Raw genomic sequence first — 16,734 nt, 5'->3', positions numbered from 1 at the left:
GCAAATGGCAAGTTACCCTAGCGGCCAAAGGGATCTGACTGTAAATCAGACGGCTTCGCCTTCGGGGGTTCGAATCCCTCACTTGCCACCATGCTCTCGCCAGCATGCGACGAGGTCCGTCGGTCCGGTTCGTCCAGATCGTCGGGCCTTCTGTCGTTGTCGGGGCGGGTGCTGACCTGTCGCTGCCGGGGCGGGTACCGACGGAAGGACGACCTCGTGTCCACCACCTCCATCCCGCCGGCCGAGCGGGGCGCCCTCGCCGCGCTCGCCGAGTCGATCGCGCTCGAGGCCGCGGAACTCGCCGCCCGGCGCCGTCGTGAGGGCGTCGAGGTCGCCGACCGGAAGTCGAGCATCGTCGACGTCGTCACGGCCGCGGACCGCGAGGTCGAGGCGCTCGTCCGGGCACGGATCGCGGAGCACCGGCCGTACGACGGGTTCCTCGGCGAGGAGTCCGGAGCGGAGTCGGGCTCGTCGGGTCTGACCTGGGTGGTCGACCCGATCGACGGCACGGTCAACTACCTCTACGGCAACCCGATGTACGGCATCAGCATCGCCGTCGTCGAGGGTGAACCGGACCCGGGCACCTGGGCACCCGTGGCCGGTGTCGTGGTCGCACCCGCGACCGGCGACGTGTTCCGCGCCGAGCACGGGAACGGCGCAACGCTGAACGGGGAGCGCCTGCACGTCGACGGACCGCGGAGCCTCGCCGAGTCCCTCGTCGCCACGGGGTTCGGCTACACCGTGGAGCGACGGTCATCGCAGATCCAGGTGCTCGGCGGGCTCATCACCGAGATCCGGGACATCCGACGGATGGGGGCCGCGTCGCTCGACCTGTGTGCCGTCGCGACCGGCATGGTCGACGCGTACTTCGAGCGCGGGATCAACCCGTGGGACATGGCCGCCGGTGCGATCGTCGCCGAGGAGGCCGGGGCGGTCGTCGAGAGCTGGACCTCGGGCGACGCGCGCACCTACGTCGTGGCCGCTCCGAGCATCGCGGCGGCGCTCGTCGAACGGGTCTGGGCGCTCGAGTCCGGGGTCTGAACCGCCGCTGTGCAGCGTCTGGGTACGGGGTGTCCGGTCACCCGGACTGGGGCGTCCAGCCTGAGTACCGACGACTGGCGACTACGGGGGATCGCTGCTACCGTTCTCGAGACCGTTATCTGCTCGTTACCCGCAACGAGCGCGCCACGCCCCGATGAGGACTCCGCACTCCACGCTATGCCCCTTGACGCCACAGACGCTCCCGTCCTCCCGCAGCCGAACTCCGGCCCGGCCGTGACCCCGCCGACTCCGATGACCCGCCGTGAGCGGATCGCAGCGGAACGGCTCGCCGCCGGACTCGCCCCCAGGGCGATCGCTGCAGACGCCATGACGCTGGCCGCTCCGGCCGTCGTCGCGCCCGGTCCGGGTGTCGCGATGCCGGTCGATGCCGACGGCGCGCCGATGTCGCCCGACGTCTCGGTCGCGATGCCGCCGGAGCAGTCGACGTCGGTGTTCGACGCACCGGCACCGAGCTCGCCGGACGTGGTGGCAGCGGTGCCGACCGTCGCCGAGACGATCATCGTGGAGCCCGTCGAGTCCGCACCCGTCGTCGAGCCCGCACCCGTCGTCGAGGCGGCTCCCGCGGTCGTCGCGGCGCCTGTCGTCGAGCCCGCGCCCGCCGCGTTCTCGGTGTCGGCCCCGGTCGCCGCGCAGTCGCCCGCAGCACGACGCGCCACCGAGCGCACCGTCCGGCGCGTACAGCGTGTCGCCGACCGTTCGGCGACGCGCCCGACGCGTTCCGGGTCCTCGTTCCGTCGTCGCGCCTCGGCGTTCTCCGGCGGAGCCGTGCTCCTCGTCGTCGCCGGCCTCGTCGTCGGTACCTCGGTCCCGGCGCAGGCGTTCTACACGCCGCCCCAGTCTCCGGGCCTCCGTGCCGCCGCAGCGGCGGTCGATGACCAGTCCCTCAAGGTCGGCGCGAGCGGCGAGGGTGCCGATGCCGTGGCGAACCGCGACGGCTACTCGGTGACCGATGCCGTGGTCATCCCCCAGAACACCAGCGGCACCTTCACGAACGACCCGAACGGCACCATCCAGTGGCCGTTCCCGGTCGGCGTCCCGATCTCGAGCGGGTTCGGCGCGCGGAACGTCGCGGGCTGCTCGTTCTGCTCGACCTTCCACGAGGGCATCGACTTCGCCCCGGGCCAGGGCACGCCCATCGGCTCGGTCGCCGCGGGCACGGTCATCAAGGTCAAGGCGGACGACGGCGGCTACGGCAACGACGTCTGGGTCCAGCACGACGTGGACGGCGAGCAGTTCGTCAGCGTCTACGGCCACATGAAGGACGGCTCGTTCAAGGTCGTCCAGGGCCAGACGGTGACCGTCGGCCAGGAGCTCGGCGAGGTCGGCAGCACCGGCAACTCGACCGGTCCCCACCTGCACCTCGAGATCCACGTGAACGACGTCCCGGTGGACCCGCTCGCGTGGCTCAAGGCGAACGCGAACTGATCGCGTTCCGAGGAGCGCAGACGCCGCGCCCGGGAGTCGGCCACAGTGCATGACCACCGTCTCGGCTCTGCTATCCTCGTACGGTGCCGATCGCGGTACTGCGCCGGACCTGGTCCGGTGGGTACAGATCTGGTTCCGCCCCGATAGCTCAGTGGTAGAGCACCTCCATGGTAAGGAGGGGGTCGTCAGTTCAATCCTGACTCGGGGCTCCGACGCGGAGCGGCTGTGTGCAGTGACACGGGGTTCCGATGTCCATGGCGGGGTAGCTCAGTTGGTTAGAGCACACGGCTCATAATCGTGGTGTCGCGGGTTCAAGTCCCGCCCTCGCTACACGCAAGGCCCTCTGATCTGGACGTCCTCCAGGCAGGGGGCCTTCTTCGTGCTCGCATGCGGTCCACCGCGCGAGACCCGGCCCACGTCACCGGTCGGCGACCGGCCGCCAACTCGGATAGCGTCGGACCGGTGACCGATGACCGACGCCGAGAACTCGGTGACAGCGACGCTCCCGTCGAGGACGAGATCCACGAGTCCTTCCACGCCGTGGTCGAGGAGGGTGCCGAACGGCTGCAGCGCACCTGGCGGGTCGTGCTCACCACCGGGTTCGCCGGCGGCCTCGAGATCGGCATCGGCGTGATGGGCTACCTCGCGGTCCTCCACGAGACCGGCAACCACCTGCTCGCGGGACTCGCGTTCGGCATCGGACTGGTCGCCCTCTACCTCGCGCACAGCGAACTCTTCACCGAGAACTTCCTGCTGCCCATCACGGCGCTGATCGCACGCGAGGGCACGGTCGGACAGCTCGCCCGGCTGTGGATCGGGACGCTCGTCAGCAACCTCGCGGGCGGGTGGGTGTTCATGTGGCTCGTCGTGCAGGCGTTCCCGCAGTGGCACGACGACCTCGAGGAGTCCGCCCGGTACTACGTCGACATGCCGTTCGGACTCCAGGCCGCCGCGCTCGCGGTCCTCGGCGGCAGCACGATCACCCTCGTCACCCGGATGCAGCAGGGCACCGACTCCGACCCGGCCAAGATCATCGCCGCGATGATCGGCGGGTTCCTGCTCTCCGGCCTCCAGCTGTTCCACTCGATCCTCGACTCGTTGCTCGTCTTCGGCGCCGTCCAGTCCGGCGTCCCGATCACCCTCGGACAGTGGCTCGGCTGGTTCGGGCCCACGCTGGTCTGCAACGTGCTCGGCGGCGTCGTGCTCGTCACGGCACTGCGCCTCGTGCGGACGGCCGACCTCCTCCAGAGACGTCGACGATCATCGAACACCGAGTCCACCCAGCCGTCCCCGCAACGAGACGGACGCTGAGCGTGCGTGTGCGCCGTCCCGTCAGCCCGCTCTTCTGGGTCCTCGCGCAGCTCGGTTCGCGCGTGCGCGCCGGATCGCCGCGCGGACTCCCGGAGCCGAGCACCCCGCTCCCCGCCCCGACCACCGTGCACATCCCGACGCGACACGGTCCGGTCCGAGCGGTCGTGCAGCGCCCGGCTGGGGACGACCCCGACGCTCCGGTCGTGATGCACCTGCACGGCGGCGGTTTCGTCAACCGGTACCCGGAGCAGGACCTGCACATCGCTCGGGCCATGGCCGGTCGGCTCGGTGCCGTCGTGGTGCTGCCCGACTACGACACCGGCCCACGCGTGCAGTACCCGGTTGCCGAAGAGGAGGCCTTCGACGTCGCTCGGTGGCTCCGGGCCGAGACCGGGGCGGGGTGGTCCGGGGAACGGCTCCTGCTCAGCGGCGTGAGCGCCGGTGCGAAGCTCGCGATCAACACCTGTCAGCAGCTCCGCACCGCGTCGCTCCCGGCGCCGGTGGCCGTTGCGCTCATCGTCCCCGTGACGGACGTGGTCCGCACGGACCGGACGTCGGGAATCCCTCGTCCGGCCATCAGTCCGTTCGTGCAGCGGTTCGTCGGGTGGGCCTACTTCCCCGAGGTCGCCCGTCGTCGAGAACCGCTCGCATCCCCGGACCGGGACGCAACGCTGGCCGCGAGCATGCCGCCGACCCTGGTGCTCACCGGCGGGAACGACACCCTCGCACCGGAGGGCGCTGCGCTCGCCGCACGCCTCCGCGCGGGAGGGGTCCGGACGGAACACCACGTGTTCCCCGGCTCTGACCACGGCTTCGTCGCCGGCCGCGATCAGCAGGTCGTCGTCGACACGCTCGACCGGCTCACCGGCTTCTTCGCCGCCCAGCTCGAAGAGCCTCGTCCCGACGGGAGCGGTGCCCGGTAGCCGATCGCAGTCCGCGTCCCGCGTCCTCACCCGATGGCCGTCCGGATCGAGCGCGGCGGCTCGCGCAGACCGGCGCACGGATCCGACCCGGTCGGACGGGAGGCACGGCACAGGTCCGCCACGGTCGGTGGCGTGATCGGGACCCTCACCTGACCGGGGCTCGCCTTCCGGGTCCCTCGTCGACCCCCGCCGGGGTACAGATTCCGTCCCCCGGACTGGCGACTGACACCCGAACGGGGGTCGTGCAAGCCTGGAGAGGCAGTGTTCAACCGACATCGCATCGCAACGAAGGGGGATCCGATGGACATCGGACGTCTGCGCCGTCATCATCACCGACGCTGACGGTCATCTGCTGAACTACGTCGACACGCCGTGGGCAACGGATGCGTGGGCATCTTCTCCACGACCACGCCGCCGCCGCTGACGGAGTGGAACCCGTTCGCCTACAGCGGCGTTCAGTGGCAAGTAGCCCTGAGGAGGCAATCATGAGCAGTGCAACTCCGAAGCGCGACCTGACGATGTTCCGCTGGGGAGTCGTGGCGCTGATCGTCCTCGGCCTCGCGGTCTTCACCCCGCTTGCAGCAGCATTCGGGAATGCGTCGACCTACTTCTTCATCGAGATGATGCTCATCGCCGCGCTCGTGGCTTGGTACGAGTCCCGGAGACGCCAGCGCCGCTGACGTGTTCCGCCCGTGAGGAAGGCCCGCCTCCGGATCTGGATGCGGGCCTTCTGCACGGTCGGACCCACGCTGGACCGACATCGGGTGGCGGCGACTACCGCGCAGCGCTGGAGTTCCTGGCGTTCCGCGGGTGGAGCAGTGCCGGATCGGCACGGGTCTTCGTGACCCCGCCGGCAGGCACGGCGCTGACGTACGCCGTCGACTGGGACGCAAAGGGGACGACGGTCACATCTCGACGGTGTCGTTCTTGATGGGGTCGTGGTCGGAGTTGCGGGTCACGGCCGCGCGAGCCACCTGGGCGATGTAGGCGACCGTGCTGCTCGGGCCCTCCCAGTACTCGGCCGATTCCGCCTCGACCTTGATCAGCGCGAGGCCGTCCGTGTCGAGGCCGTCCGGGAACCAGGCCTGCAGCGGCTTCGCCCACAGCTGCTCGGCCTTCTGACGGTCGTGGACGATGCTCGCCGTACCGGCCAGCGACGTCCACGAGTGTCCCTTGGTGTCCGAGAAGGACACGTTCACCTCGGCGTGCACCCCGATCTGCTGCGCCTTGGCGGAGTTGTCGTAGGCGAAGAACCACAGGTCGCCGTCGAACTCGACCTCCTGCAGTGCCATCGGGCGGCTGACGTGCTTGCCGTCCTCGGTCATGGTCGTGAGCATCGCGACCTTGGCGTCCTTGACGAGTTCGGCGACGTGGTGCTGGTCGGTGCTGGTGGTGTCAGACATGGGAATGGCTCCTTGACTCGTTGTCGGTGCTGGATCGGTCAGATTCTCGAGTGCCTTGTTCGTCCGCGCCCGAGCCCGGCTTCGTCCGTGCTGTGGTCGTAGACGATGTTGCTCCCCACGGCAGTTGCCGGTGGCGTAGGCGGCCGAAGTCACAGGGGGATGGAATGCGCTCCCAGCGCTACGGTGGGTTGGTCAGCGAAGACCACCGAGGAAGGTTCTCATGACCGGGTCCAGCAGTGCACAGATCGGGCGTTCCACGCTCTGGGGAGGCGTGTTGATCGGTGTGGCAGCGGTGTCGATGCTGTTCGACCGCGCCGGGACGTCGATCGCCATCGACGACACCTACTCGTTCCCGCTGTGGGGGACGATCGCGAGGGCTGTCACGGGAATCGTCCTCCTCGTCGGGTTCATTGTGATGGCATCGGGACGTCGGCGTGGCACGCGGGTGACGGGCACCGCCCCGTACGGTCCCGCCGCGCTCATCGTCTTCGGCGCTGTCACGGCCCTCGGCATGATCGTGTCCGCGTTGACCGATGGTCATCCTGTCGTCCGTTCGACGATCTTGGTCGTCATCCGGATCGTCGTCGTCGTCGCGGGGTTCGTCGCGGCGGCGGCGGTGACGCGAGCTCGATCGGCAGATCGCTCGACCCAGCTGATGCTCACCGTGACGGCGTTCGTCCTGCTCGCGTCCACGCTATTCCAGCTGGTTCCCGTGCCGATGGGGGTTGCGGTGCTGTTCAACGTCCTGTTCGCCCTGGCGCTGCTCGGTCTGGCGGTGACGCTCGTGCTCGACGGACGCCACGAACAGGTGCAGCGGCGCCTGGAGCTCATCCGGAAGAACTGGTAGTGAACCGTCACGTCTGACCACCGACACGGCCGCGGGCAGTACGCCGACCGACGATGAACCTCGTCCGCAGCGCGGCCTGCCTCGCGCTCAGGACGACCAGGTCAGCACCACCGCGATCGCGTTGAACAGCACGTGCGCCAGGATCGCGCCGCCGATGCGCCCGGTGGTGGCCGCGAGCGTCCCGACGAGCACGCCGAGCAGGAACGTCGAACCGAAGGTGACGAGCCCCGACGCCGGTGTCAACGACCCGATCAGCAGGTGCATCGCGGCGAACACGAGCGCGCTGACGAGTACCCCGACGGCGATCGCCAGGACGCCGGGCCGAGCATCCGACCCGCCGAACCACCGCACGAGTGAGCGCTGGAGCACCCCCCGGAAGAACAGCTCCTCGACGACCGGCGACACCAGGACCGGCCCGGCGACCATCAGCACGAGGAGCGCCGGCGAGGGCCCGTCGCCGAGCACGAGCTGCGGCCCGAGTCCGGTCACGCCGAACACCCCGAGGTTGAGGAGGGCGTCCATCGCCCGCGCGAAGACCGCGATCGCGACGGCCCAGAACACGTCGACCACGCGGAACCGGAGCCCGAGTCGGAGCACGACATCCGACCGGGGGAGTCCGCGCACCGTCCACCAGACCGCCGCGAGGAGCGGGATCCAGACGGCGACGTCGGCCAGGAGCACCTGCACCAGCGGGTCGGTGACGACACCGGTCCGGGCTGCCCCCGCGACGATCCGGGCGAGCACGACGGTGACGACGAGCGAGACGGCGATCACGAGCGCGGGAGCGAGCGCGGGACCGAGCCCGAGCGCAGGGCCGAGCCCGCGCTGGTCGCGCTGCTCCGCGGACGACGGCGGCACTGGGTCTGGACGAGGAGAGCCGTCGGCGCCGGTCATGCTCACACCGTAGAGGGTTCGACGGCCGCGTCGAAACGAGCGTGACTCACGCGTGTGGCAGTATTTCCCTGCTGAGTGCGATCCCAGGGATCGATCAAGGGCCTCGGCGCAACGGACATCTCGGGGAAGGCATGGAGCTGTGGAGCTTCGCGACTACATCACAGTGCTGCGCAAGGGATGGGTTCTCATCCTCGTGCTCGCACTCGTCGGAGTCGCAGCCGCGGCCGGCTACTCCATCGTCAAACAGCCGGAGTACGCCGCGTCCGCGCAGGTCTTCGTGTCCACCGAGACGAGCGGGAGCGCCGCCGACCTCGCGCAGGGCAACACCTTCACCCAGCAGCGCGTCCTGACGTACTCGAACCTGGTGACGACGCCGATCGTGCTCCTGCCGGTGATCTCGAGCCTCAAGCTCGACATGACGGCGGGGGAGCTCGCCACGCTCGTCTCCGCGGATGCCCCGCTCAACACGACGCTGATCACGATCAACGTCACGGACACCGATCCCGTGCAGGCGGCCGACATCGCGAACGCGACCTCGCAGAGCCTCACGAACGTGGTGCAGAACATCGAGTCGACCAGCGAGAACGGCGGCTCGACCGTCAAGCTCACCCGGGTGCAGGAGGCGCAGGTGCCATCGGCGCCGGTCAGCCCGAACGTCCCGGTGAACGTCATCCTCGGGCTCCTCGTCGGGCTCGCGCTCGGCGTCGGGATCGCGGTGCTCCGCGAGACACTCGACAACCGGGTCCGCACCGAGCAGGACGTCGAGCGGATCAGCGACGCACCGATCGTCGGCGGGATCGCGTTCGACAGCAAGGCGTCGGTCCGGCCGCTCATCGTGCAGGCCGACCCCCGGAGCCCCCGGGCCGAGTCGTTCCGGACCCTCCGTACGAACCTGCAGTTCCTCGACCTCGAGGCCAGTTCCGCCCGCACCTTCGTGATGACGTCGTCGGTCGAGTCCGAGGGCAAGAGCACCACGGTCGCGAACCTGGCCATCGCGCTCGACAGTGCCGGCTACAAGGTGATCCTCATCGACGCGGACCTCCGCCGCCCGAAGATCGCGACGTACATGAACATCGAGGGTGCCGTCGGCCTCACCGACGTGCTCATCGGCCGCGCGGTCATCGAGGACGCGGCGCAGCCGTGGGGACGCGGCACCATGCGGGTGCTCCCCGCCGGCAAGATCCCGCCGAACCCGTCCGAGCTCCTCGGCTCCCGGACGATGCAGCTCCTCATCGAGCAGCTCGAGACCGAGTACGACTTCGTCCTCTTCGACGCACCGCCCCTGCTGCCCGTCACGGACGGCGCGATCCTCGCGAAGAAGGCGAGCGGGGCGCTCGTCGTCGTCGCCGCCGGCAAGACCCACCGGAACCAGCTCGCCGGCGCGGTCAGCGCGCTCGAGAACATCGGTGCGCCGGTCGCCGGCTTCGTGCTCACGATGATGCCGACCAAGGGCCCCGGGGCCTACGGGTACGGGCGCTACGGCTACGCCTACGGGTACGGGCTCGACGAGAACAACGACGAGAACGAGGTCGAGACGCCCAAGAAGCCCAGCGGCTTCGGGCCGATGCGACGAGCGACTCGATGACCACGACGGGACCTGGCGTGCCCCCGGCGTCCACGATCCTGTTCGTCTGCACCGGGAACATCTGCCGCTCCCCGCTCGCTGAGCAGCTGCTCCGGGCCCGACTGACCGACGCCGCCACCGCCGCAGACGCCGGTCGTGACTCAGACGCCGCAACCGCGCTGCGCAGCATCACCATCCGGTCCGCCGGCACCCAGGCCGAGCACGGTGCGCCGATGGACCACGACGCGGCGACGCAGTCCACCCGGCTCGGCGCGGACCCGTCCGCGCACGGCTCGACACCCCTGACGGAGGCGCTCGTCGCCTCGGCGGATCTCGTGCTCACTGCGGAGCGCTCCCACCGTGCGGCCGTCGTGCGGATGCTGCCCCGTGCCTCCAGGACGACGTTCACCGTCCGGCAGGCGGCACGCCTGATCATCGGTCTCGAGGAGCGGGACCGCGTGCGCGTGACCGACCTGCCGACGCTCGTCGGCGCGATGGCGATCGCGCGCTCCTACGTGCCGCCGGTCGCGAACGAGGACGCGGACGACGTGCAGGACCCGTACCGTCGGTCGGCCGAGACGCACCAGCGCGTCGCGGACGAGATCGCCCAAGCGGTCGACGTCATCGCGGACGCGGTCCGGAGCGCCGTCGCGCGGCAGGGGGACCGGTCGTGAGCGCGCGGGACCGGTGGCGCACCCTCGGTGGTGCCCTGACCGGCCGGACGCTCCTCTGGGTCGCGATCGTGGTCGTCGTGCTGATCGTCGTCGACGTGGTGCTCGTGGCGGTGGCGGTCGGACGGACCGCGCCCGCCGACCACGGCACGCCGGGTCCGGTGCCGACCTTCACGAGCGGCCCGACGCCGAGCGGGACCGCCTCGGCGGCCGCGACGCCGTCCCCGACCGCGACGTCGTTCCCGGGTGCTGCCGGCGGCGACACGTCCGCCGTCACCGCGGACGAGCGCCGGTTCCTGTCCGTCGTCGACGGCACCACCGCGTGGCGTGCCACGGCCGGCTCCTGCTCCGACGCCGCGGCGTCCGTCGAGCGGTCGACCGACGGCGGGGACACCTGGAAGGCGGTCGACTTCGGGTCGTTCGACCTGCGGAGCGTCAGCGCACTCTCGGCCGGGAGCACGAAGACCACGGTGCACGGCGGTGTCGGCGCGTCCTGCACGCCCACCGGCATCGCGTCGTTCACGTCGGGCCGGTTCTGGGCGGCGGATGCGGGCGCCGCGCCGGCGACGCTGACCGACCAGGGCATCCGCTTCGGCGACGGCACCACCGCCGACGCGCCGTGCACGACACCCCGGCAGGTGGTGGACGGTGACGACGGCACCGCCGTCGTCTGCGCCGACGTACTGGCCTGGAGGGACGGTTCCGGTCCCTGGGTCATGGTCCCGATGACGGGGCTCCGCGCGGTCGCGACGAGCGGGACGGAGTACACCGTCGCACGGGTCGGCCAGGCGGGGTGCGACGGCATCGCGATCGAGACCCTGGACGCCGGCAGCATCACCCGCAGCAGCACCCCCACGGCGGTCGGCTGTGCGCCGGCGACCACCACGAGCGGGGCGGTCGCCGTCGGGCAGGACGGCAAGTCCATGTGGGTGTGGAGCGGCGACCAGGTGCTCGTGTCCAAGGACGGCGGTGCCACGTGGTGACCGCTCCGGGGACGGCACGACGATGACCGCGGCCGTCTCGGGGCGCCGGTCGGAGGGCGCGAACCCGTCCACCCTCGGGTGGAGCACGGCGTACTCGCGACGGCTCGTCGTCACCGATCTGCTCGTGATCGTCTGGGTCGTCTTCGGCGTGCAGATCGCCTGGCTCGGCCTCTGGTCGAACCTTGCGACCAACAGCGACACGAACCCGAACGACGCGACCATCAGCTACACCGCGGTCTCGCTCGCGGTGATCCTGCTGTGGATGGCGGCGCTCGGCTACTACAACACCCGTGGTGACCGGGTGATCGGTGTCGGCAGCTCCGAGTACCGGCTCGTCGCGGACGCCAGCGGACGGGTGTTCGGACTGCTCGCGATCCTGGCGTTCCTGTTCCACGTCGAGCTCGCCCGCGGGTACGTCCTCATCGCGTTCCCCCTCGGCATCGCCGTCCTGCTGTTCTCGCGGTGGATGTGGCGGCAGTGGCTCGTCGTCCAGCGCATGAACGGCCGGTACTCGGCCAAGGTGCTGCTCGTCGGTTCGGTGGACACCGTCCGTCACCTCGCGCGGCAGCTCGCCCGCCAGCCCGAGGCCGGCTACCGCGTCGTCGGGGCTGCGGTGCCGGCGTCCCGCGCCGCGGAGCTCGACGAGGGGCTCGTGTTCTTCGGTGGGTTCGGCGAGATCCCGTCGGCGCTCGAGCGCTCCGGTGCCGACACCGTGGTCATCACGAGCTCCGACGACCTGCCGCCCGACCGGGTCCGGGAGCTCAGCTGGGCGCTCGAGCCCGGACGGCAGCACCTGGTTGTCGCGCCGAGCCTGACCGACATCGGCGGTCCCCGCATCCACACCAGGCCCGTGCAGGGCCTTCCGCTCATCCACGTCGAGACCCCGACTTACGACGGACGGAAGCTCTACGTCAAGCGGTCGTTCGACGTCGTCGGCGCCGGCGTGCTCGTCGTCGTCCTCTCACCGCTGCTACTCGTCCTCGCGTTGGCGATCCGTTTCGGCTCCCGCGGACCCGTCCTGTTCCTGCAGCCCCGCGTCGGCCTCAACGGCAAGCCGTTCCGGATGATCAAGTTCCGCTCGATGGTCGTCGACGCCGAGGACCGCCTGCAGGAGGTCAGCACGCTCGACCGGGCCGAGGGGAACGACGTGCTCTTCAAGATGCGGGACGACCCCCGCGTGACGCGGATCGGCGGCTTCATGCGCCGGTTTAGCCTCGACGAGGTGCCTCAGCTGTTCAACGTTCTGGCGGGGAGCATGTCCCTCGTGGGGCCCCGGCCGCCGTTGCAGCGCGAGGTGGAGCGGTACGACCTGCACGTGCACCGTCGGTTCCTCGTGAAGCCGGGGATGACCGGGCTCTGGCAGGTCAGCGGGCGGTCCGACCTGTCGTGGGAGGACTCCGTGCGCCTCGACCTGTACTACGTGGAGAACTGGTCGATGACGTCAGACCTGATCATCCTGTGGCGGACTGCAAAGGCAGTCGCACGATCAAGTGGGGCATACTGACGCGGTGTCGAGGCTGGGTTTCGGTTCGATGAGCTGCGGTCCGGAATCACTTTGTTAGAACGCGCGGGACCTGCCTAGCTTCCTCGGCAAAGCAATTCGTCCCTACGGCGTCATGAGGAACTCACCCGCGCTGCGGGCATACCGGTCCCACGTGAATCGAGTGGCGGTCGACTTCGCAGCCACACCTGCGGCAGCGAGCAGAGTACGGTCGTCGGCCAGGCTTTGAAGAACTTTCACCAGGGCTTGTGCTGACCCGGATTCGACCACCCAACCATCGATTCCGGAGGTGATCACGTCAGTCCCGAAGGTCCTCTCAGTCACGACGGCGGGTGTGCCCATTGCCATTGCCTCCAAGGCTACTAGCCCAAAGCCCTCCGCGAGACTGGGTAGGACAAGCACATCCGCGTGTCCCATCGCCTGCATCAATTGTCTGCGCGGCACCGGCGAAGAAAGAACCACGTTCTCACGGTAGGCCTGCAAACGTTCTCGCATACGTTCCGTAGATGGTCCAATTATTTCAAGCTCAGCGACGTGTTTACCCAGGTTCGCGACGGCCTCGAGGAGATACGAGATACCTTTACGTTGATTGACCTGACCAGCAAACAACACCCTCAAAGCAGATCCTCGCTTTTGCGATGGTCGAAATCCGCCCGGCCGGTCATGCAAGGCAGGATCTACCGATGTAGCTCCCAAACTAATGACGTGCAAGCGCGATGGATCAACGCCGCGCTCGATGAAACTTTGCTTCGCAAAATTACTAGGAACGACAATCGATGATGCTAACTCAATTTCTCGATCTAAAAGAGACTTCTTCGCTGGTGGCGAATATCGACCCTGCAGAAACTCCCTCCAGGAAGGATTGCGCTGTGCCTCGATCTCAAGCTCATCGGCCATCCAGTCGTGGTGAGCGATCGGATACAACAGAACTCTGCGCGTGCCTGGTTGCGATTCAAATGCGCCCAGCGCTGAAGTGTATTGTGCAACTATAATATTCGGACCGTTCCGCTGAGTCCAACGTGCTGAGGAGCGCCGAAACGCGGTCATCCGCGCATCTACTAGATCGTCCCCCTCCGCTCCGAAGGCCTGGCGGAGCTGTTCGGACAGCGCTCGCATCCGGCTAACGCCGACCACCTCGCAACCGTCCATAGAAACCGGGAGCGTTCGCCGAAGAACTGTTGCGCCAATTGGAGTCCTAGCCATAAGGGAGGAGCGCGCCAAGCGCATAAGTGCAGAAGACGACTTGAACGACGTCGACGTCAGATAAGCGCAACGTAGGCCTGCATGATTTGCGGCAGCCGCCCAGTACGGCGGCTCTGGGTGCGTGCCGGAGTTGTAGACCGCAACACTCGGGATCTCACGTATCATGAACTCAGCTCTTCTTGTAAGTCAGTCCTAGTTATCCTATTGAGATGCGCGTCCCCAGATCCCGGAGTCAGCACCTTGGCCATAAACCAAATTAGGCACAGTGGAATTAGGGGTACGAGAACCCGCTGCAAGTCAAAAGAAAGACTACCTCGAACTAACGTAAAAACCTGACCAGCGAAGAGAGCAACTGCGACAAATATGATGATGGACGACGTACTGGTCAGCCATCTATCTAGCTTACCTAACGAAATACCAAAGATGATCGCAACCAGTACGACTCCGATGATTCCCCAGTTGAAGTACGGCTCGCTATATATGCCGAACGAAAATCCGATGTGCTTCGCTGCGGTGTCCGGGAAAAGAGTCTGGTTCAGGATGGTATCAACAGCGAGTGGCTTTGCTGGCCAGAAGTTCCGTGGAACGAACGCGAGGATCGCTGCGAGATAGGTCGAACCTCCGGCGAATGGGATCCGGCCCGACGATTGAGCGCCGATCTGTAATGCGAATGCATCGATCATGGCGGTATCAAACCCACCGAAAAATCCGTCCATGATTGCTCTGACCGAGAACGATTCTCTCAGCGCATCCAAGAACGTGTTCGATGCGGTGACTTCGCTTCGAAGTATTCGTGGAGCGACAAAAAGAAGGACAAACGCGGGAAATCCAAATAACAGAGCCCGGGGCCACGTGATGAGTCGTGGCCTAGTACGCATTATTATGAGCAAAAGCGAGAGTGCTAATGGTACGAATACTGAACGGCTACCCGTCATCAGCTGCGGAAGCGTTGCAATTAGTAAGAAAAGTCCGCCTGTCACGACATATGGCCGGCGCTTCTGCGCCAAGCCGTATGTAAACAGCAGTAGTGACGTGCCCAGAGTTAAAAGTAACCCCGACACTAAATACCCGGACGAGCTTGCCAATGCTTGCGTCAATTCGGCTGAGCGGCCGGCGTTAATCGATAAAAAGCTTCGAAACCCGCCGATCTGCTGAATGTACTGCAGATATAGCGAGACACCGGCGATAAAGGTCAGCACGCATAAGATAACGAGTGCGTGTTCTCGTTTCTTGTGCAGCGGCTCCCATTCAAACTGGTGTTTGGACGAGGCCACGTTCGAATCCGTCGATTTCCAACGCTCGGCGCGACGAGCGGGCGCATTCAGAGCATAGCCGAGGCTTACGCAAATGAAGCCGAATGCTCCGATCAGGCCTGCGTTGATCATCGGTTCCCCAGTCTGCGATCGGTCGAATATATTTCGGCCGTCCTGCCAGATTGAATTGTAACCTGGGCGCATGACGAAGATCGCGGTATGCGAGTAGAGATATATGGCAAAAGATCCGAGTGGGGGAAATCGGACCTGCATAATAAAGACTATGACGAGTCCGACCGTCACGCCCAAAATGCCAATGAGGGCCGCCTGGCCGCTTGGAGGCGAACTGTCGGCGATCGAGATCACGAGCATCGTAACCGTAGCGACCAATACAGCCAGTGCTGATATGAGACCGAACTGCGGGAGTTTGGTCATGTGAGCAGCAGCCTTTCCCGTCGAGCAGCAAATATATAACCGGTTCCCCATCCGGCGAGACCGAGGGTCGCCGCAAGAATTGAAACGGCGCCGATTGGATCATCCCAAGGGATCGGTCCGCCGATTGCTGCGGCCCAGCTGATTAGAAGAGAAGCTGCAACGACGAATACCCTGATTGCTACACCGATTGCCTGGTATCCAAGAGCGGACGCGGCCGCAGTTGCTGGGGTTGTTGCGGCGCCGAGAAGCGCAGCGATGGCTAGGACCACACCTACACGAACGGCGGTTTTGTAATCAATACCCGCGAGGCTGGAAATTAGGAAAAAGGCTACTGAGGTGTAGATCACGGATCCAATGGCTAAGTAGGTCGCAGACTTGCGCACGCGGCGATCAAGAGTTTTCAGTTCATTCACAGATGTGAGTTTGTAGCTGTCGAGGCCAAATGTCACGATCAACGTAGTGTTGATGATGTTGAGTGGCCCGAGCGCTGTTTGGAGAATTCGGTACGAGGCGGCAAGGGGAGTAGCGAGGACCAAGGTTGTCACGACCATCGGGGCGAGATTCGCGATGATCGACATAAGGTTGTCAAGACCACCCCAGCGACCGAGTTTGAGAGTGTCACGTAGCCTCACGGCAAGCCGAGGTGTCCGTAATCGTCTGTGCGCTGTCGCAGCGGCGAGTACCGCGGACGAGATGGCTGCAGTTGCCCATGTTGTGGAGAGCAGCATCCAAGACGGGTGTAGCAGTGGTACGGCTACGAGGCATGCGGTTGATACCAACCATGTAAAGTCCATGCGAATCGCTAATCCTGCAGAGTCATGGGAGATGAACACGTATCTGACAAAATCTTGAAAGAGCAAGGATGCGGTGAATGCTGCGCAGACCAGTAGCACCTGCCAACGAGGTTGGGTGGCGTTCATGGCCAATGGCGCGATCGACACGACAACCAAAGTAAGAATGGGCACGGATGCCACAGCCCATCGCAGCGGAATTATGGCTTCTGCTCCGAGCGCACGACGAGCCGAAAGTCCCGGCGAAAGAAGTGTGGAACGTTGAAGGATAACTGCTGACGACGCGAAAAGCTGCATCATTGTGAGCGGCCCCAGGTCGGCCGATTTTAAGAACCGAGAACCCACAATGAGTAGAGCGGCGTTGATTCCGGCTGTGATCGCGCTGTCGATCGCGATCTTCCCGGCAGGCTTCTTCGTGAACTCAACCATTTTTGTGAGCGAACTGGCGGTTGTTAGGGGTGCCATCTG

General features: G+C 66.5%; 16 protein-coding genes and 3 tRNA genes. 13 read left to right on the top strand and 6 right to left on the bottom strand.

What is annotated here, in order from left to right; genetic code table 11:
- The first annotated feature begins 6 nt into the window (after positions 1 to 6).
- The 8 genes from ASF23_RS12660 to ASF23_RS12625 all read left to right on the top strand — a co-directional run bounded on the left by ASF23_RS12660 (position 7) and on the right by ASF23_RS12625 (position 5,401).
- Positions 7 to 91: transfer RNA gene (locus ASF23_RS12660), tRNA-Tyr, on the top strand.
- A 125-nt stretch (positions 92 to 216) separates the two neighbouring features.
- The gene (locus tag ASF23_RS12655; protein WP_235510884.1) at positions 217 to 1,041 is read left to right on the top strand and encodes an inositol monophosphatase family protein; all 825 of its coding nucleotides are present in this window, start codon (positions 217 to 219) and stop codon (positions 1,039 to 1,041) included.
- A gap of 177 nt (positions 1,042 to 1,218) precedes the next feature.
- The gene (locus ASF23_RS12650; protein WP_082474115.1) at positions 1,219 to 2,487 is read left to right on the top strand and encodes a M23 family metallopeptidase; all 1,269 of its coding nucleotides are present in this window, start codon (positions 1,219 to 1,221) and stop codon (positions 2,485 to 2,487) included.
- Positions 2,488 to 2,624: 137 nt separating this feature from the next.
- Positions 2,625 to 2,696: transfer RNA gene (locus tag ASF23_RS12645), tRNA-Thr, on the top strand.
- A 47-nt stretch (positions 2,697 to 2,743) separates the two neighbouring features.
- A tRNA-Met gene (locus ASF23_RS12640) sits at positions 2,744 to 2,817 on the top strand.
- 132 nt (positions 2,818 to 2,949) lie between these two features.
- A complete protein-coding gene (locus ASF23_RS12635; protein ID WP_055954442.1) occupies positions 2,950 to 3,798 on the top strand; it encodes a formate/nitrite transporter family protein in 849 nt (282 codons plus the stop codon).
- 2 nt (positions 3,799 to 3,800) lie between these two features.
- Positions 3,801 to 4,721 carry an alpha/beta hydrolase fold domain-containing protein gene (locus ASF23_RS12630; RefSeq protein ID WP_055954024.1) on the top strand — a complete coding sequence of 307 codons (921 nt, stop codon included), beginning with the start codon at positions 3,801 to 3,803 and terminating at the stop codon, positions 4,719 to 4,721.
- A gap of 485 nt (positions 4,722 to 5,206) precedes the next feature.
- A complete protein-coding gene (locus ASF23_RS12625) occupies positions 5,207 to 5,401 on the top strand; it encodes a hypothetical protein (protein ID WP_055954020.1) in 195 nt (64 codons plus the stop codon).
- A gap of 94 nt (positions 5,402 to 5,495) precedes the next feature.
- Here ASF23_RS12625 and ASF23_RS18965 read toward each other — a convergent pair whose 3' ends face one another.
- Complete coding sequence (locus tag ASF23_RS18965; protein ID WP_268750859.1) at positions 5,496 to 5,630, bottom strand: hypothetical protein; 135 nt, start codon at positions 5,628 to 5,630, stop codon at positions 5,496 to 5,498.
- Positions 5,627 to 6,124, bottom strand: a complete 498-nt coding sequence (locus tag ASF23_RS12620; protein ID WP_055954018.1) for a pyridoxamine 5'-phosphate oxidase family protein — start codon at positions 6,122 to 6,124, stop codon at positions 5,627 to 5,629. The genes ASF23_RS18965 and ASF23_RS12620 overlap by 4 nt, the downstream gene beginning before the upstream one ends.
- A gap of 220 nt (positions 6,125 to 6,344) precedes the next feature.
- Between ASF23_RS12620 and ASF23_RS12615 the strand changes: the two genes are divergently transcribed.
- Positions 6,345 to 6,971: a hypothetical protein gene (locus ASF23_RS12615; RefSeq protein WP_055954016.1), complete on the top strand. Its 627-nt coding sequence runs from the start codon at positions 6,345 to 6,347 to the stop codon at positions 6,969 to 6,971.
- An 87-nt stretch (positions 6,972 to 7,058) separates the two neighbouring features.
- Here the strand turns inward: ASF23_RS12615 and ASF23_RS12610 are convergent, their stop codons facing one another.
- Complete coding sequence (locus ASF23_RS12610) at positions 7,059 to 7,865, bottom strand: CPBP family intramembrane glutamic endopeptidase (RefSeq protein ID WP_156364499.1); 807 nt, start codon at positions 7,863 to 7,865, stop codon at positions 7,059 to 7,061.
- Positions 7,866 to 8,004: 139 nt separating this feature from the next.
- On the opposite strand from ASF23_RS12610, the gene ASF23_RS12605 reads away from it, so the two are divergent.
- Genes ASF23_RS12605 through ASF23_RS12590 form a run of 4 tightly spaced genes read left to right on the top strand, consistent with a single transcriptional unit; the run spans position 8,005 to position 12,587 of the window.
- Positions 8,005 to 9,450, top strand: a complete 1,446-nt coding sequence (locus tag ASF23_RS12605; RefSeq protein WP_055954009.1) for a polysaccharide biosynthesis tyrosine autokinase — start codon at positions 8,005 to 8,007, stop codon at positions 9,448 to 9,450.
- Complete coding sequence (locus ASF23_RS12600) at positions 9,447 to 10,103, top strand: arsenate reductase/protein-tyrosine-phosphatase family protein (protein WP_055954006.1); 657 nt, start codon at positions 9,447 to 9,449, stop codon at positions 10,101 to 10,103. Before ASF23_RS12605 ends, ASF23_RS12600 begins: the two co-directional genes overlap by 4 nt.
- Positions 10,100 to 11,083: a hypothetical protein gene (locus ASF23_RS12595; protein ID WP_055954002.1), complete on the top strand. Its 984-nt coding sequence runs from the start codon at positions 10,100 to 10,102 to the stop codon at positions 11,081 to 11,083. Before ASF23_RS12600 ends, ASF23_RS12595 begins: the two co-directional genes overlap by 4 nt.
- Positions 11,070 to 12,587 carry a sugar transferase gene (locus ASF23_RS12590; RefSeq protein WP_235510883.1) on the top strand — a complete coding sequence of 506 codons (1,518 nt, stop codon included), beginning with the start codon at positions 11,070 to 11,072 and terminating at the stop codon, positions 12,585 to 12,587. The genes ASF23_RS12595 and ASF23_RS12590 overlap by 14 nt, the downstream gene beginning before the upstream one ends.
- A gap of 102 nt (positions 12,588 to 12,689) precedes the next feature.
- Here ASF23_RS12590 and ASF23_RS18575 read toward each other — a convergent pair whose 3' ends face one another.
- From ASF23_RS18575 to ASF23_RS18365, 3 genes are all read right to left on the bottom strand, one after another.
- The gene (locus ASF23_RS18575; protein WP_162236769.1) at positions 12,690 to 13,481 is read right to left on the bottom strand and encodes a glycosyltransferase family 4 protein; all 792 of its coding nucleotides are present in this window, start codon (positions 13,479 to 13,481) and stop codon (positions 12,690 to 12,692) included.
- 467 nt (positions 13,482 to 13,948) lie between these two features.
- Positions 13,949 to 15,475 carry an O-antigen polymerase gene (locus ASF23_RS17885; protein ID WP_162236767.1) on the bottom strand — a complete coding sequence of 509 codons (1,527 nt, stop codon included), beginning with the start codon at positions 15,473 to 15,475 and terminating at the stop codon, positions 13,949 to 13,951.
- Complete coding sequence (locus tag ASF23_RS18365) at positions 15,472 to 16,695, bottom strand: hypothetical protein (protein WP_156364498.1); 1,224 nt, start codon at positions 16,693 to 16,695, stop codon at positions 15,472 to 15,474. The genes ASF23_RS17885 and ASF23_RS18365 overlap by 4 nt, the downstream gene beginning before the upstream one ends.
- Positions 16,696 to 16,734 lie beyond the last annotated feature (39 nt).

Origin of the sequence: Curtobacterium sp. Leaf261 (assembly GCF_001422205.1) — a bacterium.
Classification (GTDB): Bacteria; Actinomycetota; Actinomycetes; order Actinomycetales; family Microbacteriaceae; genus Curtobacterium.
This window is presented reverse-complemented; position numbering and strand designations above follow the sequence as displayed.